The organism is Flavobacterium sp. LAR06 (assembly GCF_041946075.1).
GTDB lineage: Bacteria > Bacteroidota > Bacteroidia > Flavobacteriales > Flavobacteriaceae > Flavobacterium.
On record NZ_JAUTYT010000020.1, the window covers coordinates 38,431 to 64,230 of the forward strand.

Here is a 25,800-nt window from a genome sequence, read left to right on the forward strand (position 1 = left end):
AGGAACTCCCTAAATTCTATATTCTTTCAAAAATTTCATTAAAATCTCTTCTTTGAGATAATGTCACATTAAAATTCGCTGCTGCTATACCAATAGGAATCATACAAATAATTTTTTCTGATTTTTGAATTTTTATAATTTTAAAAAGTTTATTCTCCGCTTTAAATGTTTTCCCCCAGTTAGCAGGACAATGTGCAATGCGATAATAATGCAGTGAGTATAGCAAATTCATTAAAAAAATACCACCATCTATATAAAATTGATTTCGTTCCCCTACTGAAAAAAAATAATTTCTGTTTGCTGTAACTATTAATAATTGTCGTACATTTTTTGTATGCCCCGTGAAGCCATTCTGAATAGTCAGTACCTTATCAATTTTAACCTGGTCTTCAAGTAAATAAACCTTAGAAGTTTGTCTGTTACAAACCGACGGAGCCGTTAACGCTAAAGAGATTGCTTTTTCAATTACTTTTAAATCTATAAGTTCTCCGGTGAAATCTCTCACACTCCTTCTTGAAGAGGAAAAATCGAAAAAATTATTCTCATTAAACCTGTAAAATTCATCATTATTATAGCTTATGGTGCTACTGAAAGATTCATTATAGTTAGTCAACAATATTTTTTTATAGAAGCAATATTGATTTGAATTAAAATAGTCCAGAATATTTTCCTGTAGTTTTATATGTAATTCATAATACTCACACATTATTTGATAAGCAACCCGTATCTGAGTTAAACTGGATTTCTCAATTATCATTTTATCATGTAAGAATATATGCAAATTCTTAACTCTTTCCTGGGCAAAACGAGCCTTACGATTTTTATACAAAAATCCTTTTTCAATTGAATGATAATTTAAAATGACCTTAGCTTCTTTTTTATTGAAATTTTCGATTTTAAAAACATTCGAATGATTATAATACAATCGGCAATCAATAATAAAATTCAATAGCAAATCCTTAAAATTAATGATATATAAAATAATATTGATTCCAAATATTTGCTTTATTATTTTTCTTAAGATTTTCATTGTATGTATATATATATTTAATAATATGAGTACTTCTTGTTTTTCTAAACCTACCGCATAAATTGATAAAACGCTTACACTAATTAAAAAGCCAGACTTTATAATGAATAGCATTAACAGATTTTCATTGCATAGAAAGTGAAAAAAAATAATTGATGATATATTAACTAGCACAGTAACTCTTATAATTTTAAAAAGGACACTTTTTAAGAAAAAAGAAATATTAAAATTCAATACGTTTTTCAGAAAAAATAAACGAAAAATCAGAGAGACGATGTTAATACAAATTATCACATAAAATACACTAGCGGGTTGCTTGAATATCTTAAGAAAAAAATAGGCCATTGGCAGGCAAAGAAACACTAGCGATCCGATAACAATTTGATACCACTTGATATTACCGGCTGCCTGGGAACCTGTCATTAGTGGTCCGGAAATACAATCAATTAACAGGCCAACCAATGAGAGTACTACAAACATTGATGTATATGGAGGAGGGTTCTCTAGCCACATCTTCAGGATATAATCTATATTATATATGACAGGTAAAGCGATGATAAAGATCAAAAAATAAGAGAACTTTGCACTCTGAAAAATTAGTCTTTTACTCTGTTCAATATTACCCTGCGCATAATTTTTAATAATTTGCGGATTCACTGCCAGCTGAAAATTTGAAACAAATTGCCCAACGGCGCTTTGTACCTGGAGTGTAATCCCATAAGCGGCATTTACGGCCGTTCCAAAAAACAGATTAAGAATAATATTTATGCCCTGTCCCCTTGCCACTGCTGCAATACTTCCAAATAAGCTCCAACCGGAATAAGTAATTAATTTTTCATATAAATCCTTCTCAAAATAAAACTCATACTTTGTTTCCAAATATTTTTTTTTGCAATAACTTATATGAATGATACTTGTGATGAAAGCCACAAAAAAAAGTAAACCGCTATACAATATCAATTTATCATATGAAAATAAAACCAATAAATAAGCTATTATTAATTTTAAAACAACTTCCATAAAACTCATTATAGCATAAATCTGCATTTTTTCCCGACCAACAAGTAATGCATCATAAGGGACTTGTATAATACCTATAAAAAAAGTAAATACAGAAAAATGATAAACCCAGTTGGCGCTTATGACTCTCTCCAGGGGTAAATTAATCTTATTATTAATAAACCATACTCCCAAAGTCTCTGCCAATAGTAAAATTAAAACACCAATAAGTAAATGTATATTCAATGTTGCATTGAAAGTTTTTTTTAGTTGCTCTGCATCATTTCTGCCTATATCAAACGATAAAAATCGCTGTGTAGCAGAAGTCATTGCACTATTAAAAAAACTAAACAAAGTTATAACTCCCCCTACAATACTATAAACTCCGTAATCTTTAACCCCTAGTGTATGTAAAATTACTCTGGAAGTATAAAGAATAATTCCCATTGTGAAAAACATTCTTATATAAAGGAATACAGTGTTTCTTGCTATTACCCTTGAATTCAATGTGTAAGTTTTAATTTTATTCTGGTTATTTGTTTTTATGCCTTCGCTTTTTATGCCTTAACCTTTTAAGGTCCCACAAAAATCCAAAACCACTTTATCCTTTACTATTTCAATTCCCTTAAACTCCCTATGATCTACCAGAAATACAATTATATCTGCCAGAGAAACTGCTTCCTTATAGTTGGTAAGTTTAAAAATATTGTGTTCCATAATATTTGGCTCTACAATAAAATATTGTCCATTATTATCATTTTGCAATACCTTTTGCACAATATACTTAGCTGGCGATTCTCTCAAATCATTTATATTGGGTTTAAATGCTAGCCCCATAAATGCAATACTGGCTTTTCTTCCGTACTTTAATTCAAATTCTAATTTAGTAGATTGGATTTTCTCCGCACACCAAAAAGATTTAAAATTATTAATCTGTCGGGCCGTATTTATTATTTTTGATTCCAGCGGATATTCGGATACTAGAAAATAAGGATCAACTGCAATACAATGGCCTCCTACTCCCGACCCTGGCTGTAAAATATTTACCCGTGGATGCTCATTTGCCAATGCTATTAATTCCCACACATTTATATCAGCTTTATCACAAATCAATGACAATTCATTTGCAAAAGCAATTTGCACATCACGTGATGAATTTTCAACTAATTTGCACATTTCAGCTGTTCTGGCATTAGTTGAATGTAATTTTCCCTTGACAAATAGTGAATAAAAGGCGATGACTTTTGCTGTTGACTTTCGATCTATACCCCCAATAACTCTATCATTGTGCACTAATTCATGCATTATATTTCCCGGTAATACGCGTTCAGGACAGTAAGCAATATAGATATGCCCATCTAATTCTGGTCTCTGGCTATAAATTAAATCCCTCATTTTTTCGGTTGTCCCAATTGGTGATGTGGACTCAATAACATATATGTCTCCCTTTTTCAGAAAAGGAATTATATTATTTGTAGCAATCTCAATAAAGGAAATATCCGGTTCATTTCTATCTTTAAAAGGTGTAGGAACTACCACTAAATATATGCTTGCCTCTGCCATAGTTGTTGAAGCCTTAAGAAATCCATTTTTTACAACATGAGCAACCGCGGTATCCAGGTCGGGTTCTACAATATGAATTTTGCCTTTATTTACAGTATTGACAATTATTGGATTAACATCTACACCCAAGACATTGATTTTTTGTGATGCTATTAATGCAGCGGTTGGTAAACCTATATACCCCAGACCTATCGTTACAACTTTAGGGGGATATCTAACTTCTAGTTGATTCATCTATGTTATTTTTCTTTAAATACATTTTTATTTCCACCTGTTATATTTTAGCTATAAATTGTACAATTTTATAACTAGCATTACCATCGCCGTATGGATTATGTAATGCACTGATGGTTTCATATCGTTCCTTGTTATTTAAAAGGTCCAAAGTTTCATTTACAATTAACTCGGTATTTGTTCCTACCAGTATAACCGTTCCGGCCCCAACAGCTTCGGGGCGCTCGGTAGTATCCCGTGTCACCAAAACTGGTTTTCCTAAACTTGGAGCTTCTTCCTGTACACCTCCACTATCTGTAATAATCAATTTCGATCGATTCATCATCCAGATAAAATCCTCATAAGCTAAAGGATTAATAAGCAAAATATTAGGGACACCAGATAAAATTCGAATAACAGGTCCCTGTACATTTGGATTCAAATGCACCGGATAAACTACAATTCGCTGCAAATTATCCTTTGCAATAGCTTTTAATGCTTCACATATTCGAATAACTCCCTGCCCATGGTTTTCCCGGCGATGTCCTGTGACAAGAATCATTTCTTTATTGCCAAGTTTTTTCTTTAGCTTTCTAATTAAATCACTAGGTTTGAAATTCACTTTGTCAATACATTTCAGTAAAGCATCTATTACTGTATTTCCAGTAATTACAATCGAATCTGCAGCTATGTTTTCATTTATTAAATTCTGCTTAGCTATTGCTGTAGGTGCAAAATGATAATCACATAAACGACTAATTAATTGTCTGTTTATTTCTTCTGGAAACGGTGATCTTTTATTATTAGTCCTTAATCCAGCCTCAACATGACATACTTTAGACCCACTATAAAAAGAGGCTAAACTTGCCGCCATTGCAGTTGTAGTATCACCATGTACAAAAACATAATCGGGCTGAAATTTTTCCAAAATAGGTTTCATACTGGCAGTAATGGCAGCTGTCAAACCATACAAATCCTGATCTGGCGACATTAAATCAAAATCATAATCAGGTTGGATATCAAAAAAATGCAATACCTGATCTAACATCTCCCTGTGCTGTGCTGTAACACATACTTTACTCTTAAATAAATTAGAATACTGCCGAAATTCTTTTATCAATGGAGCCATTTTAATTGCTTCAGGTCTGGTACCAAAAACAATGAGTACTTTTATCATATATCTTTCCTTTACTTATTAGGATTAATTCAAATTATATATCCTCTTTCTTAATGTAATAGGAATATACAGGATAAAGGAAATAAGGGCTATTAAAACTAAACCAATATTTATATTTAAGCTTTGCAATAAAAACGCACTTATAATTACAGTTAAGAACAGGCATGCAATAACAATGGTCGATTTTATATGGGTAAAACCCGAATCTAAAAAATAGTGATGAAGATGGTTGCGATCTGGTTTAAAAGGATTTTTTCCATTTCTAATTCTAATAATAAAAACTCTTAAAGTATCCGTAACAGGCAAAGAAAGAAGTGCCAGAATAAAAACAGGGCCATTACTTAAAGAAAATGGAATACCCAAAGTCCTATTTACCGTTAAAAACCTTACCGATTGATATATTATAATAAAACCAATTACCATAGTACCTGTATCGCCCATGAAAATTTTTCGCGTTCGCGAAACATTAAATTTAAGAAAAGCAATTAATGAGCCTATCAATGAGAAGGAAACCAGCACCTGCCTAAACTGTTGATTAATTAAAAAATAAAAGCCGAAAAAGATAAATATTATTAAAGCAACTGTACCTGCTAAACCATCAATACCATCAATCAAATTGTAAGCATTAATAACTAAAATAAAGACAAAAAAAGTAAAACTTATGGACACAACATACGGAAGTTCGTATATCCCCAAAATACCATCAAAACTACTAATGCGGATATCTGAAAATATTATGACAACACTTGCCGCTAAAAGTTGTGATGCAAGTTTATTTAAAGGCGAAATTACCAATAAGTCATCTTTGATTCCAGTAAAAAACAAAATCAGAAGGGCAGCCATCAAATCTAATAATGTTTTTATCACCATATATTTAACTAAAATCGAGCCTATGAATGATAAGGTCAACGCAAATCCAAAAAAAATACCAATCCCGCCAAGTGTAGGTGTTTTAAAAATATGTGAACTCCTTTTTTCTGGCAATTTGGATAATTTTTTAATATAACATAAATAAATAATCACCGGATATAACTTATACGACACCAAAAATGAAAAAAGAACAATAATAAAAGCACCCAAAAAATAGCTATCCTGAAGAAATGTTATTACTTGCATAAGAATTTATTTTTAAAATAGAAAAGAAATAGAAAAATATAACAAAACAGAGTTTTACAGCTATTACATGCTAGCGCAGGAATTAAAAAACACTGTAAAAACCATTTTTCCACAACATAAGCGTTAGGATCATGATCATTTTACCTCAACAATGATTAAATAAAGTATAATGCAATATTAGTCAATAATCGATCTATAAATCCTTTCAACAAGACAAACAATTATTACAATAAGACTTACTAAACTAACGGCAGATTTACTAAAATAATTGATTGTTTATAAATTAATTTAAGCCCTGTATTTAAATACATATGCAAGAATCAACAATGCTTTCGAAGAAAAAAAATCAGCAAACGTTTTAATGTTCAAATGCCTATTTGATAGAAGTTCGAAAATCAAGCGATCTGCCTTATATAAAAACACTCCTAAAAAAGCATTTAATTTTAATTATAATTAACAGGAAAAACATCTTAATTACTTCAAAGTTGTGAATTCAAGGTTAATTAGTAATACTCATAGCATGCCAGTAAAGCGTTTAGCACCATCTGGTCTGGAAGTATATGCAGGTATTGGAACATTCAGACTTGCTTGTTCGAATGCTGCAGTAGCAATCTCAAGTATTAATTTAGGGGCCATAAATACTTTAGCTCATGAGCCTGGCCGTCTTAGGTGCACATGATAATAACCTGGTACCGGAATAAATGGTGGTGGATTTTTGGAAACTGGTATCAAGAATTTATGACACAAAAACAATGACAACTTCTTTTACATGTCATATGCATCATGGCAGTGGGGGTAATAGTACACCCATTAGAGCTAATTTAGTGCTTTAAATATTAATTATTCTAAAAAGAAACACAGTTCGTGATTAAATCATGATAACTAAAAAGCAGCTGTCTTTACAACTGGCCCAGCTACCTTTATTCACAATTAGAACTCAACATAATGTGCTAGGAGTAACTTAGAATTAAAGGATCCAACATTTTATCTCGAGCAACTGTCAGTCTTACCTCCTTTTCGATTATTTTTTTGTATACTTCCCTGTGTTGTTGTAATTCCCGATGAATATAATACAAACCAGGCTCACAAGCTGTATCTTACAAGGTCATTTAAGTTTCTGTTTTAAGTTTTTAATTTTACTGACTCCAAAAGCTTTTATGAATCATTATTAATCATCAAATTACAAAAGAAGTTAAACCTAAAAAGAAAATAACGGCAATAAAGCAATAACTCCGGTACACATAATGCCAGGATTTGTATTTAATAGTGTTCGCAAGTACAAAAATAACTGATATTAACTATCGATATTAATCTACAAAAAATTACACTCTCTTTTTGGCTAGGTCTTCTCCTGGTTTTCTTTTAAAAACTTCGAAATAATTTGCCTTAAATACATCTAACTTGTTATAATTTAGTTCGTCAAGTATTTCAGTTAGTGATTTATAGTCTCCGCTAATTAACATTTTGTTTGCAAGAACCATCTTTTCTTTAATAAATATCTTTTTTGGCGTATTTTGAAATTGTTTTTTGAATAGAAATTTGAATTTTGTCTGTGACATACCTGCCATTTTTGATAATACATCTATGGAGGGAAATTGATTATATAAATTCTCTATGAGATATTCCCTCACTTTTAATAGTCTTTCTGACTCGTACTGTTTGCGGGAACTTTTTATTAAACCTGCTTCTTTGGAGAATCTATTTAAAAAAACCCCCAATAATTGCAATGTTGTTCCCTTGATACAAGCCTTAAAAGAATCTTCAAAAATTGATTTCTCCTTAATAGATAGTAACAGCAAAATACTACTGGCATCGATCTTATCAAAATAGCACTTCTTTCTTAAATTAGTAAATGATATTCTTAACTTTTTTTTATCGATCATATTATTAATAAATTCATTCATCAATTTTCTATCAATAAAAATTCGAAGTGCAAACGTTCTTCCGATAGATGGCTTAAAAAAACTTGACGGCTGGTTATCTAAAATAATAAAACCTAAATTTATACTATATCCAATATTATTATCCATATTATTAAAAGTAATCACATTATAGTTATCGCTAATATCATAATGAAATATATACCTTTGAGTATCTTCCTTAAATCTTTCAATAATCATGGGGCTAGTTAATTCAAAATCCATCAACAATACACTTATACCCGGGATTACTTCACTATAAAATGCATATCCTGTGCCAAATTCAGCAGGAACTTGAGTGATATTTTCATTAATAATTTTAGCATTCATATTTTCCGACACCTGCTCTTGCCAATGCGGAAGACAATAGAAGTCTTTTTTTTTATACATATCCCATATTTTTTTATCAAAGACATTTGAAGGCAACCAAAACTTTTTAAATTACATATAAAATACACTAATTACAAAATTGAGGCAATAACTAATACTAATCGGTAAGCAGCTACTCTATTTAAATTTAATTATTAAAGACAATAATATCAGCAAGTTAAGCACGCTATTAGTTTCATTTTTAAAACAAACCCTGTAATGAATACTGCCTATAAATATATTATTTTATAAATGTATAAAATTTAATTCTCCATTAAAAAGGTTTAAGCAGCATTTAATTTAATAATTTTGTCATACCCCTGAACCTTTGAAAAATAACTGCCACACTAAAAACAAGATTACACTTTCAATGATAACATTCTTATTAGTACTTAACTCTATCTCCCAACAAATCGCTGTAAACAGAATTCTTACTTTTTACTCTTCTTAACTTTTCAAATAAATAGCCCTTTTAAAAAATACCTCAATAGATTATTGTTAAAAAGATTAATTCTTAGAGCCGGTGGCTGAATATCTTCATCCTGTCTCCAACTTAACCATCATAGACAGCCAATATATTTCCCTCTAAATAAAACGCTACTAACAATGTTAACGCTATAGCACTATAAGGCATTTTATTTTACCTTCCCTCCCTCTAAAGCCACTTCATCGATTTCAGCTTTTAAATTGATTTTATAAGCGCGTTACTTCTATAAATTGTAAACTTCCGGTAGTGAAATGATATGTTTTGTCAATATTTACCCTATACTAAAATATTTTGTTTGATTCTTAACATCATTTCATCTGTCTAATTTCCAACAACTTAGATATTCTTAATAGTTTCCTCGCTGACATCCTCTCGATTAAAAGCAACCAGATCCTTTTTATTCTTTTCAGTAAAACAAGAGTTGGATTTATGCACTAAACAAACATTTAACAAACCTACAACTTTGACCTATAAATTTAAAAATCAACACATTAACACAACAAAGATAAAAAAAAGGATTAAATATCTTTTATATAAAAAATAGATTAATTCACAACAAACTTAAGTTATACCAAACAGAGTCCTCAAATTTTCTAGATAAAAGGCTCTTTAAACACTATAACTTAATTACTTGACACTAAGCCCAGTTTTTATGTTATGATCGTGGTGCTCATCAAACCGGACAATTTGCGTTGTTTCGGCTACATAAGTGGTTGCTTGTGTGAATCCTATTCATCAATCTTTATTTAGGATATTACAAAATAATATCAATAGTCTTTGATGATCGATTGCAACATCTTTTCACATGTGTACCTGTCCAAATCAATGTGAATTATTTTTTATCAAATATCTACACACATCCCCTGACCAATATTTAGACTAAAAATATTGGTTAAAACAAAAACCTTATTCCGCTTTTTATAGCAGAACAAGGATTTTATTTTAAATAACAGCTAACTCTTTAATCTACCTGAACAATTCCCGGTGGATTCCAGCTTCCGGAACCGGCTGGAAGAATTGAAGGCTGTTCTGTTTTTGGCCAATAAAGACGCATTACCAAATAAATCGTTCCATTGGGAGCCGGCAGCCAATTATTTTGTTTGTCCGCTCCGGGGCTATCTTTTTGAATGTATAATGTCAATGACCCATCTGCATTTTTTTTCATGTCAGGCAGCATTGGAGCGTTAATCAAATAACGGTTAATGGGATTCTTAATTAAAAACTGTGTTTTACCGTCATACATCGTAACCGACCAAAAAGCATTTACGGGAGGAAGCTGACCTGCCTTAAAAGTCATGGTATAATTGTGCTTGCTTCCATCTAAGGTTTGTCCGGTGACGTCCTCCCTTGTTATTGGGTACATTGCTTCAACAGCGTCATTGCCGTAAATACCTCCTTTTGCAGCAGCAGCACGTTTAAGCCAGTCACCGTTGTAAAAATCTTTACCTCCAAAAAAAGCAGCGATATTCCATCCGTTAATCTTTTTGGTACCCTCAACCAAATATTTTGAAACGGCAGCATCCCCTTCTTTCATAGCCAATAAAACCGCCGCTTTGTGCTCTACGGACAAATCCGAAAATTCAAACTTTTTATCAGGACCAAGCCCAATACTGGCAAGCCTCGCACGAATTTCCTTATCCTGCTTTGTTACAGGAATAAATGCCAGGGCTGCGTCCAGATATTGATAAAAATTGTCCTTGATTCCTGCGCTGGTGGCAGGAAGAAAATCAATTTTTTCAGCCGCAGCAGGAGCCGGCTGACCTAAAAACTTAGATAGTGGCTGTGCCTTATAACCCGACTGCACCTTAATAACGTTGGGCATATCGGCAGCATTGAATAGCTGTGTACGGAAAATCGTAAGTGCAAAAGGTGTACTTGATGTAAATATTTTTTTAATGCCTTTTGGAAGTGTCCCCTTCCAATCCGGCCCGACAACCAGATAATTTCCTGCCCCGATACCTGTGCTGCGATTACCAATGTAACCAAAATTATAGGTGTTCCCATCGGTTAGCATTACAGAGTAATACCGCTTTTTTTCAAAAGCCGGCACTGAGATCACCATTGGCTCTGCGCGTAAATCCAGCCAAAGTATGGAATACGGTGTATCACTGTTTGGTGATACAATAGCAGTATCTTCATAGGTGGCAACATGGGTCAGGTTTTTGATTTCATTGAAGGGGGCCTTAAATTGATCTGAATTTTTATTTACCGCATATTCCTGCATGATAGCATAATTCATAACGATGGGCAATCCATAAATAAAAGCTTCCTGGGCAATGGCTTTAGTCTCCGCAATATCGGGTACATTAATGCCGGCCAGTTTATCGGCTTGTTCAGCCTTATTAATTGGATCAGCTTTTTTGCAGGATTGAAATGCTGCACTGAATAGTAATCCTGTGATTGTAAGGCAGAGAAATTGGAAATGTCTTGTTTTCATAGTGATTGTATTTGATATTTAACATTAATTTAAAAGCAGTATTATTTAGAATAAAATTTTCTTAACTTAAATAATTCATTCAATTTTTATCTCGAATTTCAAGTTTTGGTTCATTTACGCAATTTTAAGTCTAATATAGTTTATTATTTTCTAGATACAGGACTCCATAACAAGATTTGATCTACCGCTTACCATACTTCAATCCTGTTTGAATTGTTTGAAGATACTTCAAAAATATACTAGTATTAAACACATCCTTATTAAACCTACTTTTTTAGATTATTTAATCCAATTATGGAAAATAGAGTCTTGAGGATATTTTTAACTTTGATTTTAAATTAGTAAGCCACCCTTAAAACACAAAATCAGATGATATTAATTCTTCTCTCTTTTTTGTCAAAACTATATTTGAGACTAACTTTTAAATAAGTTAGGACTATGTTTAGAAACTGAAACCAAATCGTACAACAGCTCCAAATGTATCCATATTATACATAAAACGATCATCCGCACTCCCTTTATCGTAATCCATGCCGATTGCCCGATAGCCGCCTGTAAGCTGAAAAAGTTTTGAAAATCTGTACCCCATATAAGCTTGTAGCTGCCATGCTAAATCCGATCCTATTCCGAATCCCCCAATATCTGCTCGTAGTTGGTAAATAAAACTATCTGACGGATCACTTTTAAAACGCACAATTACTATTGGGTCAACCCAGGATTCTGAAACAGATCCTTCTATTGTTGTACTACCTCCAACCATATTTCTTATTGCCTCAACATCCATATCGAAACAGTTTAACCTTAAACCAACACCAGTATCTAATTTAGGAAACAACCTGTGCATTGACGCAAATTCTAAAGCAAGTTGTTTTGCTCCCAGCTCCCCGCTTTGAATTATAGTTCCTGCTTTTACTCCTTGCTTTAAACTCATATAGAGCAGATCTGATGAAAAAGACCAGTTATCATGAGAAGCTTCCAAATATATCATGGCACCCATGTTGAGCTTATCGAAAATATCACTTGGATCTGCCTCAACCTTTACTTCCGGTAAAGTTGAAAAGGATGTTTTTCCACTCATATTTGGAAACATGACATAGGGCTCCAATATAAAATTCCATTTGTTTTGTATTTTTTCAGCTTGCTTTGGTATCCTTTGTTGAGCTATTAAACTAGTAGCAAACATTAAAACCAATAAAAGATATGGCTTAAATAATGGTATAAATTCAGTTTTCATAATAGTGATTTAAGTAATGATTGAGAAAAAACATCTTATCCTAACAGACCTCACTTAAGACGAAATATATTAGGAATATGCTTCAGAACTTCGATATTGATTAGAATTAGAAATCCAGTTTGCTACAAATTCTCTATTATCGAAGTGGCAATCCTATATTGGACAACAGCACCTAATAAAATGAGTTGAAAGATAATTTTTACTATTAATACGTAATTAGGTTTGCTATAATATATTTGATACCGTACAAAAAAAAGGTAGCAGTAAAAAAAGCACAGAATTATATATCTTATTTCAAAATCGAAATCATACTTATCGTTAATATAATTTTGCAAATATAAAAAAGGAAGTGACAAAATTAAAAAGAGCAACATTTCACCAATTTGAAAAGCATTAGAAACAAGTAATTCAGGAAGTGTATATTTTTTTTTGCGATAAAAAATAAAATCTGTCAAAGTGAGAAATAAAAGTATCACTGCTCCAATTATTGTAAAGTGTTTATGTGCAAAAAAAGGATTTACTTTCTCTATTGATTCGGTAAGGACTTTTTTTACAATTACATTAATATGAAAAGCTGAAAAAAGCACCGAGGTAATTCCTCCTAAAAGAATCAAAAAGAAAAATGGATTAAAATGGTAACCACGTTTTCCCTCAAAATAGTTTTGTATCGTTTTTCCTGGCCTTACAAACATCTCAGAAACAGTATACAAAAATCCTCTGTCTACATGAAGAAAGGCATGTATTGCATGATGTCCCAGTTCATTCCAAGTTATCCGTGCTGTATTGGCTGGCTGTTTGCAAGTCGGACAATAAATGCCCCTGAAATCACTCGCGCAATTTTTACATATTGTATAGCTATTCATAATAAGGCAGAAATTAATTGATTGCAGTATTATTTTTCATAAAAATCTTTTACCCTATAAGCAGAATTCTGTCTGTAACGCAATTTCAAACAAATTTTAGATAATTATCAGACCTAATACTAATTCTTTAGGTCTGATAATTATTTGATTGTTTATTTTGGTTTGTTTTTTTCCAATTCGTCGATAAAAGGAATAGACTCTTGAATTTCTGATTTTATAACAACTTGCAGATATTGTTCAAGTTGAACAAATTTAGCGGCATTAATACCTCCAATTGCTTTTTTAGCCTTTCCAAAAGTAGATGATAAAAGTTTCCCTAACTCCAGATTATTTTTAAGGTTGGCTTCAGTAAGCTCTGCTGCTTTGGCATCATTTAGCGTTCCATAGTTAGTCGCATAATCATTTATAATTTGAATTTTTTTCTGACCTAGTCCCTTTCTTTCTGCTTCATATTTATCATAAATTGGCTGAAATGCTGCAGTCTGCATTTCATTTAGATCTAAATATTGTTTAACTAAATCTGCCTTGGATTTACCATAAATGTCTTGAATGATAGCCACATCATCTTGTGTCTGAGCGTATGTAGCAGCTGTAGTTGTAAAAACAAGCAATAATAAAATTTTTTTCATAGTTATTTTTTTTAATTTATAAAGTTTATTTAAAGTTTTCATAGTTATTTTTTTTAATTTATAAAGTTTATTTAAAGATTTGTTTATTTACTAAAGTCATAGCTAAAGGAAGCCCCCAGACCAAACTGGTATGTCGATACATAATCACTGACACCAACAATTCCATAATAAGTCCAATAATAACTATTACCTACTGCAGCAGTCATGGATTGTAGATACGCATGAAGATTGATCGATAATGGAGAACCTGTTTTTATCTTAACTCCACCTTTTATTTCCCAAGCAAAATAAGTTCCACTTCCATTCTGGGGAGACTCAAGGATTGATAGTCCCCCTCCACCGCCTAAAAATGGCTGGGCTTTTTGAGATGTGGTTCCAAAATAATGCGTATAATCTAATAACACATAATTGATCGCTCCCTTATCATCGCCAGCGTTAAGCTGTTGTCCTAAAGGGCCATACAAGGGCAATTTAGTATCAAGTCTGCTATATTTTAATTCTATAGAACTATTTTCCATAAAAAAATATTCAAGTCCCGCTCCATATTCAAAACCATCTTCGACCTTAGCATATGAATTATCAAATTCTACCTTGTCTGAAAAAGTATAACCTCCATACAAATTAAACAGAAAAGATTTTGAACTTTGGGCAGAAACTCCCAATGAACATAAAAAAAACGTAAATAATAATTGTTTCATTTTCATAATTTTTGATTTTTAATTAATATATATGTGATAAAACCGTAATGCATCTCTTTATTTCTTTTATTTTTATTTCTATAAATGTGTCTCCTTTGTTTACCATAAATAGTCTTGAAGTCTTATTTATTCTGAAATTGTTTTTTTAGGTGTAATTGATTTAATTAAATTTGGCAAAAAATTATTAAAGGTAATTTTTTCCTGAAGAGCATTCTCCAACTTCCTATAGGCTCTAGTGGCATAAATTTCATTGGCATAGGAATTTCAATCTGCATATTATCATTTAAAAATATTCTAATTCTAAACTAGCTCTATTTCACCTATTCTTAGTAGGCGATACATACCTTGGACGGCCATCCTAATTTCGGAGGCTTCATCCTGGTTAAGTTCCGGAACATTTCTATTAGAATAATAAGCCTAAGAATGAAATTTCAATCTATTATTAGGTCTGTAATGAGTCGATATTTTTCCATAAACCTGCGTTAAATTGCAAAATAATTACTATTCTTTGCGTACATCCAATATTAAGTTCTAATGCCCCATGTTTCTGAAAGCATATTCATTCCAAAATTGATTTAATTCATCTGTTTGATTATAATGGTTTAACTTATTCCGGCTCCAATATAAAAATGCTCCTTAACCTGCCATGATATTGATTGGTGAAACTTGAAATAATATAGTTCACAGGTTGCTCTGTACTTTCAGGAGCAAAATCACGATTCTCTCTTTCAGGTGGTATTATATTAGTCCCAAGTCCATAATTTGCCTGAAAAAAAAGATAAAGACGACAATCCCCATTTAGGCATATTCTGTTATCTTTTAACAAAATACTATTTTTAGCATGTTTTAGCGCTATAGGTAAATCCTTCTTTTAAAAAGTTCAAAAAATGTTTTGAACTTGCAATCATCTGTGCAGACTCGAGCTGAGTCTGTATTCCCAGATGAAGAAAAAACACCATTATAAACCCCAACACAAACATCTTTTTGCAACTTAATTCTTAATTATTTATTTATAAGAAATTTAAATTATTAACTCTTTGATTCTTTAGTATGTATTGCATCTAAAGCACACTAATCTAAATTTATCTTGTTATTCTATATATCCCCTGTGACTCATGATAATGAGATGTATGAGCAACTCCATCCAAAAAACAACTATAAAAATTTATTGGGAGTAGATGCCTGCTGAAAAAGAACATAACTTATTGGCTTGTTTGATACTTTTTTAATATACTAAAGTACAAACTAAAATAGCATTACATTGATAATTAAACTTTTATAAAGTTATTGAATTATTGGTTTCAATTTTGTAATTCACTGTGAAATGGAGATAATTCCAATTCAAACTTTTTAAATAACAGGTTAAAATAAAAAAAACATTACAAAATAAATAAAATGCAAAATAACATCAGTTCTCTATATATGCTAGCACTGTATTTTCTAAAGCTGTAACTATATGTGATGCCAGATCATTTGATAAAATAAGGCAAGGAATCATTTCTTTCATTCTTACAGGTGCATCAGGAACAAGTTCCAATAACCTGGCCAGACTTTTCTTAGCCTCAAATTGCTTCCCGATATATGACAAACAAACTGTTTTCAATAATGGATCCCAATAAGTTTCTTCTGTATTCATCTTTTCGGCCCAGTAAAGTGCTGTTAAATAGTCTCTTTTGTAAATAAAATAAAAACACAGTCCTCCATTAACAAACCAGGGATAATCGGGACTGAGCCTGGAAGCCTTCTGTATTAATTGAAAACCTTCTTCAAAATAACCTGCACAGACAAGAACAAAACCAACGCCGCAGGTTATATCGGTAGAATTGCTATTAAGTTTCAAACATTGCAAGGCAGAATGAAAACAATATTCTTTTTCTTTTTTAAATAAATGCAGAAAGGCACGAGTCTGCCATGCATGCTGAGAAAGTGGGTCTATCTTTAAAGCTTCTGCAGAAAATCTGCATGCAACTTCGAATGGCTCATCAACAGTCTTAATTCCCAGTAAAATACCGTCCAAATAAAGTTCGGCAAGCATTGCTAACGCTTCAGCACTATCAGGATACATTTTTACTGCTTTTTCCAACGCCGCAACTGCAGTATTGAAAGTAGAAAAGGAAAAGGATCGCTGATACTTATAATAACCATAAATTCCTTCTCGCATGATCATATTGGCAGAAGCTTTTATCGGAGACGCTAAATTCATACCATGAAATATAAGACCATAATATCCGCCAATAGCACCAATAAAATTATTTATAATCTCATCCTGGATTTCCAGCATTCCACTATCAATTCTTTTATTTATTGTTTTTGTCACCATAACTTGACCACTTGAAGCGATAAGTAAATTAACACGGATCTTGATCCGCTCATCAATAAACTGGACACTTCCTGTAATTATGTAGTCCACTTTAAGTGATTTACCGGCTTCTATTATGTTTTCGCTGATTTTTGAAGTCATCTCCGCGGAGTAATATCCAATAGTTGCAATATCCCTAAAACTGGAAAGCTCAGAACTGATCTCTTCACTCAAAATAATAGAAAACATTACCTCTTCTTCTTTCCCAGAAAAACATTTAAATGGAAATATAGCAACCATTGGATTTGTATCGTTAGCACTTGATGTTGTAGAAGAGGAGCAACTATCTACTTTATCTTGAGAAAACCATTTAAAATGAGGCACATATGACCCTTTTGGAACATCAATATGAAATTTATTATTTTTTCCCTCAGTAACGTAATACAAATTCAATACTCTTCTAAGTCTTCCTGCATGAATACGCACAATAGAATCATCGTTGCAATTAAAACTGGCAGGGCGCTTTAGGACATTAACAGCAATATTATATTCTTTGATGTTTTTGCTCCTGCCCTGAAGTGTTTCAGTTACTATATATTCCAAGAACATTGCCAGGATAGGTGAATTTTTAAATAAGACAAAATTGAGAACTTGATGTAGTTCTATTTCAATTTCTTCGTACGAGTATACTTCCGGATTCTCCATAAAAGTTATTAAATAGTTTAAGTATTAAAAACTTCCATAATCTACAAGACCTACTGTAGTAGTTAGTAGTTGTTATCGTGCAAAGTAAATATACACAAATAATGCACAATAGCACACATTGTAAGGTAATACTTTAAAAAGAAACAATGACCTAAAACCATATATCGTTATCGATTAGCAATTTAGTCCTTTATTATCGTTTTTTTGGCCTTAACACGTTCTTAAGTTACAGGGGAAATTGGGAAATTTGCAACTATAAAATTAATTATGAAAATTCCAAAAAGAATCAGACCCAAATTACAATTTAACGTAACATGTTGAAATTACAAGAGGTTTTGCTTCCTCGATTAAGAAACGGCCTTTAGACATGAGTGACTCCGACATTTATTAACAATTTTTTGTAAAAGAAGTCAATACAATATTAAAGGTTAACATCTATTACCTAATTAACAATCACTTTACATTTACACTGTTTTGCTTATTCACATATTAAAATTTACATTATGAAATTATCTACATTAATACTTATTACAGGTTTAGTATGTAATCCATCTTTTTTTTTAAAAAAACATGAAAAATTAGAAACTGATACAGAAAGACTTAATTCTCAGATAGAGCAAGTAAAGTCAATGACTAATATAGATTATAAATATAACAAAAAGATTGCGTTTTTTATTGATATGCGAATAAAATCTGGTAATAATCGTTTTTTCGTTTGTGATCTAGTTCAGAATAAAATTATTGATAAAGGATTAGTTGCTCATGGATCTGGATCTGAAACTGGAGTTAAGGGAGAGCTGAGATTCACTAATACTCCTAATTCAAAGAGTTCCTCACTTGGAAAGTATATAATTGGAAAAAGTTATAAAGGTATCTTTGGCAAGGCATATAAATTGCATGGTTTAGATGAGACAAACAACAAAGCTTTTGAAAGGCATATCGTCTTACATTCTTATTCTGCTGTACCCCTTGAAGAACAGGAATATTACATTTCTAATAGCCAAGGATGCCCAATGGTTAATTCTGTATTTTTTCAAAAAATCGAAAAAATAATTGATGCTTCAAAATCTGATATTATATTAAATATCTATTATTAAAGAATAGATATTTTAAATAAGATCATATAATGGTACTAATCGGTTTTACTAAATTATCTTATCAAGTTCGCTTTGTAAAAAACTTTAAAAGAATGCAAATTGGTAAATCATTCAACTGAGTTTATTATACTTTCTCCACTTGTTATCATGCTCCACAAAGTATATATTAAATATTAGACAGATTTGTTAAAGAAGTCTTCGGTAGGCCTCCTCTTTGTCTTGGTGCTTTTGATACTATCCGAAAATAAATCAAATGTACTTATTTTTATATCAAAACGTCCAAATATAAGAACTATAACATGAGGATTACAAGACTCTCGTCATTGACCCAAGGACTTGATAATCAAGATTTACTATTTACATAACTATTTGTCTTAAAAATTAAGATCTTAATGGGATTTGCAATTCTAGTGAATGCTTTTTCATCTGTGGAATTAATACCTAAAAAGTATTTCAGATTAATACTATCACTTTAAAGCTATAAATTTTACAAAAGCTATCTTATTGAAGATATTTGTTAATGGTTCGGTTAAACAAGCTACTAAACAATATGATTAGACTGAAATACAGATCATTACATGATCATTTTTGACTTATTCATAATTAAATTTCTATTCTCTTAATTTTATTAATAATCAAGTCCTATATTTTGTAAAGCTGCAAGTATGTGTGTTGCAAGAGTCTCTGACAAGATAAGAGATGGAATAATCAATTTTACCTTTGCAGGAGCATCAGGAAGAAGTTTCAATAGTCGGTTCATATTTTCTTTTGCCTGCTGCTCCTTTCCCATATAGTAGAAACAAACTGCCTTTAATAACGGATCCCAGTAAGTTTCTCCTGCATTCATTTTTTCTGCCCAATAAAGCGCTATTGTGTATTCTTTTTTATAAATAAAATAAAAACACAGTCCTCCATTAACAAACCAGGGATAATCCGGGCTTAGATCAGCTCCATTCTTCATTAATGGAAAACCTTCCTTAAAATAACCGGCACAGACAAGTACAAAACCTACATTACAGGTAATGACAGTACAATTACGATTAAGTTCTAAACACTGCATTGCCGCATGCAGGCATGATTCCGTATCTTTTTTAAACAAATACAAAAGGGTTATTGTCTGCCATGCATGCTGAGAAAGAGGATCTATTTTTAAAGCTTGCGCACAATATTTACATGCCGCCTCGAATGGCTCGTCCACTGTCCTGATATCCAGCAGAATACCACTTAAATAAATTTCCCCAAGCATTGCTAATGTTTCTGAGCTATGAGGATGCGATTTTACGGTTTTTTCCAATACTGTCACTGCAGTTTTGAAATTGAAAACAGAAAAAGAACGCTGGTATTTATAATACCCATAAATCCCATCTCGCAATATTTTATTTGCAGAAGCTTTCAATGGAGCAGCTATATTCATACCGTGAAAAATAAGACCATAATATCCGCCAATGGCGCCAATAAAGTTATTTACAATTTCATCCTGAATTTCAAGCATTCCACTCTCAATTCTTTTATTTATTGTCTTTGTCAACATAACTTCACCATTTGAAGCCATAAGTAAATTAACGCGTATTTTAACTCTTCCATCAGTAAATTGCACACTTCCTGTGATTATATAGTCTGCAGCAAGCAATTTGCCCGCTTCTATAATATTTTCGCTAATTTTTGGGGTCAACTCCAGAGAATGATATCCAATAGTGGAAATATCCCTAAATCTGGAAAGTTCGGAACTCAAATCTTCGCTTAAAACCCGTGAAAACAATATCTCTTCTTCCCTATCCGACGAACTTTTAAATGGAAATATAGCAACAATTGGATTCGCATTTGTATCATTTGGCAACAGATAAGAATAATTTTTACTATTGTCGGATTGTACCTGCCTCTCAAGATGAGGCACATAAGATCCCTTGGGAATATGAATGAAAAATTCATTGTTCTTTCCTTCGGTAACGTAATACAAATTCAATGCCCTTCTAAGTCTGCCGGCATGAATGCGAACAATAGCATCATCATTACAATTAAAACCAGAAGGGCGCTTCAAGGCATTAACAGCGATATTATACTCCTTAATGTTTTGGCTTCTGCCCTGAATCGTTTCAGCAACAATGTATTCCAAAAACTTTGAAAGAGTAGGTGATTTTTTTAAAAAAGAATAATTCAATACATTATACAGCTCGCCTTTAAATTCTTTATGAAGAGCTATTTCGCAAATCTGCATACTATTAAATATTAGGAGTGAAACTACAGAAAAAAGAAATTTTGTATTAATAAAAACCAATTATCTTAACAAAATTACTAAAAAACTCCTTTAATACAAAATTCCTACTTATAGCTGGTCGGTTCAAATCACCAATCTTCCAAACCGCAATATAGTAAAAACAATTTCATTATTAATAAGACCATAAAAAAGGCAGTAGGTTATTTTTTTTATTCAGACTCGGATTTGCAGAAAAGAATTGGGCGTTAGATATATTTCTTTCGATTGTTTTATCCTGAATCTCTCTTTCTATAACAGAAATTTTAAATTTTAAGCCTTCTATTATTTCAGCTTGCATGCTATTTTCTTTCTCAAGAACAACAGTTCTTTCTTGCAGCACAGCGGTATCAATACTACTTGTGTTACCAATGCTACTCATAGTACTTTTTGGTGAATCAAGTTTACTTAACGTATCACCTTCTCCAGTTAAATGCCAGATTTTATTAATACCTAAAAAATCCGCTATTGCATTCAATTCTAAAGCATGAGGCTTTCTACTATTTGACATGTAATTTCAATAGTTGCCCGCATGAATATTTGTACCTAACAATATTGCCGAAAAGCTTTTTTTTGAAAAAAAAATGCCTTTTTTGAACCCATACATCCGTTACATACTCCGTATTTTGCAGATTAACTCCAAACACCATAGACAATGAATGTTACAATTATAAAAAAAACAGCTGTTCTATCATTTATGCTACTATATTATGCAAGCTATAGTCAGGTAGGAATTGGAACAACATCACCACACGCATCTGCAATATTAGATATTACATCTATAAACAAGGGATTATTACCCCCGCGTATGACAACCGCTCAACGTAACGCAATAGTATGGCCTACTGCTGGACTTCTAGTATATAATACAACGACCAATTGTGATGAGTTTTACGCTGGAGCCGGCTGGATATCCATGTGCGACAGAGTAGAAATTGTTACTCAACCAATTGCACCACAACCACAATGTGTAAATGATGGCACAAGAACGATTTCAGTTACAGCCACAGGAACCTCATTAACTTATAAATGGTATCGAAATAATGTCCTTTTGGTAGACGGTCCTAACATAGGTGGTACGACAACAAATACGCTAAATATTATTAATCCTCCCGTGTCAGGTGCATTCAATTATCATGTCGTTGTCACATCTATAAGTGGTGCCTCCCGCACGTCGAACATTGTCGCGGGTAGAGTGGGAAGTGCAAACGTCACCTCCGGCCCACCGATCCTTACACGAAATGGGCAAGTCCGCTTGATCGACGCTCCGCTGGGCGCCATAATCACCGGCGTGATTTCCACCCATCAATGGGGCAGTTGGATACGAGACTCCGATACTCGTTGGAGATACGAGGATACTAGACATATCTCCAACATGGGAAACGTGGTGATCTCACTTGTCGCCCCTATGGATATCGAGCCGTCATTGACGTGTGCATATATCGTGATATTGAATGATTAAATTGTTGTATTTAGATACTGCTGAAGCTTTGGATTAAGTTACAAATAGTCGCTACACAATTTAATGGTTTAAAAAATTACAGGGTGACCGCCATAACTCTGTAAAAATATTAAGCCACATCATGTTTCATTCATAAGGGTGGCATTTTTTCTGAAATATTTTAATTTTAGAATTAAATACCGTTTTTTATGATAAATTATAACATGTTTAAATGACAAGTAGTTTAAAAAATATCAAGTAACTTTGTGATGTAATTTGGATTAGATTAAACCATTTCAATTATGAAGAACAACTATTAAAATAGAAAGCCTGAATACATTAGTCTGAAAAATGATTTAAGATTGAGAAAGAGCAAATTCTATTGCAGTGAAAAGATTCCTAAATATACTGGTGGACTATAATATTTATGTTTGATAAAACAAGCAAGAAAATCTCTTTGATAAATGAAATGGAAATTAAAATTAAGCCCGCAGGGGCATGCAAGAAGTAAAACAACTAATATAAATTTTAAGATGAAAGACTTAAACCATAGTTGAAATTTACAAAGAAGAACTTAAAAAAGACGATATCCGGGAAGCATATGTCGGATTTGTTAAATATTCAACAAGACTGGAGGACAACTCCATTCAGAAAACTGTCGCAAAACTATTCCTTTGCAAGTCTTTTTTAGGGGACACATGAACCATACGTATTTGCACGACTCAAACGACTTTCTAAAAAAGAGAAAATTAAAAATGGGCTAGTGCTGAACCATTTAGCCGTTTTATCATAAGCGACTTAAAAGCAGTATCAGCCATTGCGCCTTATTTTTTATAGAGCCATTGACGCGCTAAGCCATATACGGCACGCCTTTAGAACACTATTACACATAAAAAGGAAAGCTTTTCATTAGTTCCAAAATATCGGCATTAATCTAATACCAACACAGACCCTTTGCAATAAAGGCATACGAATAAAAAAACCATCCCAAAAATAGTACAAGCATGGTTTGGTGTTTTACAGGGTTACCGCCGGTAACTGTATTTTTTTTGTCTGGTAGGCCTAACCACGTATTTATTTATCCAACCCTTCAACAGTTATACTAAAAATCATAAACCTTAATTTTTTATGCAACGCACGTTTACGAATATCTCATTGGCCATGTTTGTCGCATACTGCGGAGCATCTCTTCCTGTTTGCCAATATATACCAGATCGGGCGGCACTGGTCACCCAGTACGCACGTGTTCCTATTCCATGCCGTCCCTGCCAGTTATCTATCCACCCAGCCGACGGGATTTTCAACGGCGACGAGGCTAGTGAGGCATATGACCCGATTGCTGTGAATTCAGCCCCCGCCTCGTCGGGGGACGGAAGGCGATAGCCATTTGGACACGCAGGTGGGTTAAACATTCCATATAATCCACCAAATGATTGTTCATCAGTACTTGAAGTTGCAACACGAGTAGCTCCCATATTCTTGTCTTTCCATATTCTTCCTGCGGCACCACAAACCTCATCAGCAGCGAGACTATATCTAGTAAAACTACAAGTTGGGGATGTATTTAATGTAAATGTAGAAGTTACAAATCCAGTTGTTGGTGTACCAGTGGCCGTTAAAACAATATTCTGCGTTCCTGCGCTTAAGGTACCAGAGGCACTAAATGTTATCCCATTGGCAGACGCAGTAATGCTATACGGCCCACCTCGAAGTACCGTAGCAGTAATTGTTTGACTAACACCCAATACCGCCTGTCCAACTTTCGGACACCCAGAGCTATTTGTATTACACGCGTAATTTGATATAATGGCACCACATGGGGATTCCCATCTTCCCTGCCTAAGAAAATTAATGCAATTGGTAGTTGTATTATATATCATCAGTCCATCTACCGGGTTCACTATAGCATTTCGTTGCGACTCGGTCATACGGGGCGGTAATAATCCTTTATTTATAGATACTATATCCAATATTGCCGAAGCATGCGGGGTTGTTGTCCCAATCCCAACCTGACTGTACGATACACTACATAGAAGTATAAGCAGTATAAGTACTGTTCTCTCTTTCATAATTTCTGTTTTCCATATAAAGCTGCAAAAATATTCAACAACTACAAACCAAAACTTCTCAATAAGACATATTTTTATCTTTATAAGCCCAATATTTCAATACCAAAACAAAAATGTATCGAGAACTCTTGTCTGCAAAATCGTAGTATTCCTGAGGATCCTGCCAAAGATCACATATGGCCAGAACAGTTGCAACATACGTCTTGTCGCCTCTCCATCCAAGCTGTTGGCCTGGCGAATCACTTCCTGCCTGAGCTCCCTTATTCCCACGTGTATTGAATACAACCATAAAATGCCCCACTCTAACCGCTCCTGGAGAAAGTTCCAATTCTGTAAAGTATAACCAGCGGTCACGACGCGGCGTTCCTTTTTGGAACAATACATTAGCCATATCAAAACTGTTGAAAATTATTGCCTAACCATCACGGTCATTTTTAGAAAGTGTAACTCCTGCAAAATTTGCAAAAGTGTCCATTAAATCCAATCCTCCAACAATATCATGACTATCAGCTCCTGAACTGCTCAATAAAAAGCGGGGTATTACTAAAGTTTCATCACCTAATATTTTTTTTGCTCTTAAGTAATCCCGCTATTTTATCAACATTTATAGCCGTTAGATCCGCTTCTGCAATTTAGCACAGTACAATTGGCCATACCAACGCCAGCGAGGCAGCTCCCCCATGAAACATTTATAAACATAGCTATCATCATTTATCATTTATCTTGTTTATATAAATCATTATCATAAATTGAATATGATTTATTATTCAAGTCAAAGGAACGAATATAAATACTGCACTACAAGTCCATTTTTTTGAACCTTAGTTACACCCCTGGTTTTAGGCATAAAAAAAGCCCTTTAGTTTTGGGGAGGGCACTGAAAAAGTCCCTATAATACGGAAAATGAAATTTCATGAAAAAGAGCGAAACTATTACAGTTTCGCTCTTTTTTGATTATTATAAACACTTGTAGTCTAACAAAATCAAACCCGACTAAAAAAAGGAAAACAAATAAAATTAAAGCCTTATTTCATCGCTTTTTTAACTGTTTTTTGGAAATGAGGACTTTTTCAGTGCCCTCGTTTTGAACTAAAGGACCTTAAAACTATTAGAAACTATTTTTTAGATTCTTCAATTTTATCAATATCTTTTGATAAGATAGAAAATCAGAAGAAGTAAATTATCACAAGCTGTTTTTTAGAAT

At 32.8% G+C, this 25,800-nt stretch carries 17 protein-coding genes; 3 read left to right on the forward strand and 14 right to left on the reverse strand.

The genetic code is table 11. The annotated features are described in order from the left end of the window. Positions 1–16 precede the first annotated feature (16 nt). From Q7C23_RS21600 to Q7C23_RS21615, 4 genes are all read right to left on the reverse strand, one after another. On the reverse strand, positions 17–2,476 hold the full coding sequence (locus tag Q7C23_RS21600; protein ID WP_375034450.1) for a nitroreductase family protein: 2,460 nt from the start codon (positions 2,474–2,476) through the stop codon (positions 17–19). Positions 2,477–2,593: 117 nt separating this feature from the next. After that, the gene (gene wecC / locus Q7C23_RS21605) at positions 2,594–3,826 is read right to left on the reverse strand and encodes a UDP-N-acetyl-D-mannosamine dehydrogenase (protein ID WP_375034451.1); all 1,233 of its coding nucleotides are present in this window, start codon (positions 3,824–3,826) and stop codon (positions 2,594–2,596) included. Positions 3,827–3,866: 40 nt separating this feature from the next. After that, positions 3,867–4,982 (reverse strand): non-hydrolyzing UDP-N-acetylglucosamine 2-epimerase, encoded by a 1,116-nt coding sequence (gene wecB, locus Q7C23_RS21610; protein ID WP_375034452.1) that lies wholly within the window; start codon positions 4,980–4,982, stop codon positions 3,867–3,869. A gap of 24 nt (positions 4,983–5,006) precedes the next feature. Next, complete coding sequence (locus Q7C23_RS21615) at positions 5,007–6,098, reverse strand: MraY family glycosyltransferase (RefSeq protein ID WP_375034453.1); 1,092 nt, start codon at positions 6,096–6,098, stop codon at positions 5,007–5,009. A 520-nt stretch (positions 6,099–6,618) separates the two neighbouring features. On the opposite strand from Q7C23_RS21615, the gene Q7C23_RS21620 reads away from it, so the two are divergent. Further along, positions 6,619–6,777: a hypothetical protein gene (locus Q7C23_RS21620; protein ID WP_375034454.1), complete on the forward strand. Its 159-nt coding sequence runs from the start codon at positions 6,619–6,621 to the stop codon at positions 6,775–6,777. 643 nt (positions 6,778–7,420) lie between these two features. Here Q7C23_RS21620 and Q7C23_RS21625 read toward each other — a convergent pair. The 7 genes from Q7C23_RS21625 to Q7C23_RS21655 form a co-directional block, all read right to left on the reverse strand. Then, positions 7,421–8,443, reverse strand: a complete 1,023-nt coding sequence (locus tag Q7C23_RS21625) for a hypothetical protein (RefSeq protein WP_375034455.1) — start codon at positions 8,441–8,443, stop codon at positions 7,421–7,423. Between the two features lie 1,391 nt (positions 8,444–9,834). Then, positions 9,835–11,310 carry a DUF1254 domain-containing protein gene (locus Q7C23_RS21630; RefSeq protein ID WP_375034456.1) on the reverse strand — a complete coding sequence of 492 codons (1,476 nt, stop codon included), beginning with the start codon at positions 11,308–11,310 and terminating at the stop codon, positions 9,835–9,837. Between the two features lie 442 nt (positions 11,311–11,752). After that, positions 11,753–12,388, reverse strand: coding sequence for a hypothetical protein (locus tag Q7C23_RS21635; protein ID WP_375034457.1), 636 nt, complete (start codon positions 12,386–12,388; stop codon positions 11,753–11,755). A 278-nt stretch (positions 12,389–12,666) separates the two neighbouring features. After that, entirely contained in the window at positions 12,667–13,407 is a 741-nt protein-coding gene (locus Q7C23_RS21640) for a DUF3667 domain-containing protein (RefSeq protein ID WP_375034458.1), read from the reverse strand. A 152-nt stretch (positions 13,408–13,559) separates the two neighbouring features. Further along, entirely contained in the window at positions 13,560–14,078 is a 519-nt protein-coding gene (locus Q7C23_RS21645) for a hypothetical protein (protein WP_375034459.1), read from the reverse strand. A 41-nt stretch (positions 14,079–14,119) separates the two neighbouring features. After that, positions 14,120–14,734 carry a hypothetical protein gene (locus Q7C23_RS21650; RefSeq protein WP_375034460.1) on the reverse strand — a complete coding sequence of 205 codons (615 nt, stop codon included), beginning with the start codon at positions 14,732–14,734 and terminating at the stop codon, positions 14,120–14,122. Between the two features lie 1,408 nt (positions 14,735–16,142). Then, the gene (locus Q7C23_RS21655) at positions 16,143–17,738 is read right to left on the reverse strand and encodes a hypothetical protein (protein ID WP_375034461.1); all 1,596 of its coding nucleotides are present in this window, start codon (positions 17,736–17,738) and stop codon (positions 16,143–16,145) included. A 503-nt stretch (positions 17,739–18,241) separates the two neighbouring features. On the opposite strand from Q7C23_RS21655, the gene Q7C23_RS21660 reads away from it, so the two are divergent. Then, on the forward strand, positions 18,242–18,835 hold the full coding sequence (locus tag Q7C23_RS21660) for a murein L,D-transpeptidase catalytic domain-containing protein (protein WP_375034462.1): 594 nt from the start codon (positions 18,242–18,244) through the stop codon (positions 18,833–18,835). Positions 18,836–19,463: 628 nt separating this feature from the next. Here the strand turns inward: Q7C23_RS21660 and Q7C23_RS21665 are convergent. Next, positions 19,464–21,050 carry a hypothetical protein gene (locus Q7C23_RS21665; RefSeq protein WP_375034463.1) on the reverse strand — a complete coding sequence of 529 codons (1,587 nt, stop codon included), beginning with the start codon at positions 21,048–21,050 and terminating at the stop codon, positions 19,464–19,466. A gap of 172 nt (positions 21,051–21,222) precedes the next feature. Next, a complete protein-coding gene (locus Q7C23_RS21670) occupies positions 21,223–21,597 on the reverse strand; it encodes a hypothetical protein (RefSeq protein ID WP_375034464.1) in 375 nt (124 codons plus the stop codon). A gap of 144 nt (positions 21,598–21,741) precedes the next feature. Here Q7C23_RS21670 and Q7C23_RS21675 point away from each other — a divergent pair, with 144 nt between their 5' ends. Continuing rightward, positions 21,742–22,548 carry a hypothetical protein gene (locus Q7C23_RS21675; protein WP_375034465.1) on the forward strand — a complete coding sequence of 269 codons (807 nt, stop codon included), beginning with the start codon at positions 21,742–21,744 and terminating at the stop codon, positions 22,546–22,548. A 2,106-nt stretch (positions 22,549–24,654) separates the two neighbouring features. Here Q7C23_RS21675 and Q7C23_RS21680 read toward each other — a convergent pair. Further along, positions 24,655–24,987, reverse strand: coding sequence for a hypothetical protein (locus Q7C23_RS21680; protein WP_375034466.1), 333 nt, complete (start codon positions 24,985–24,987; stop codon positions 24,655–24,657). Between the last annotated feature and the right edge of the window lie 813 nt (positions 24,988–25,800).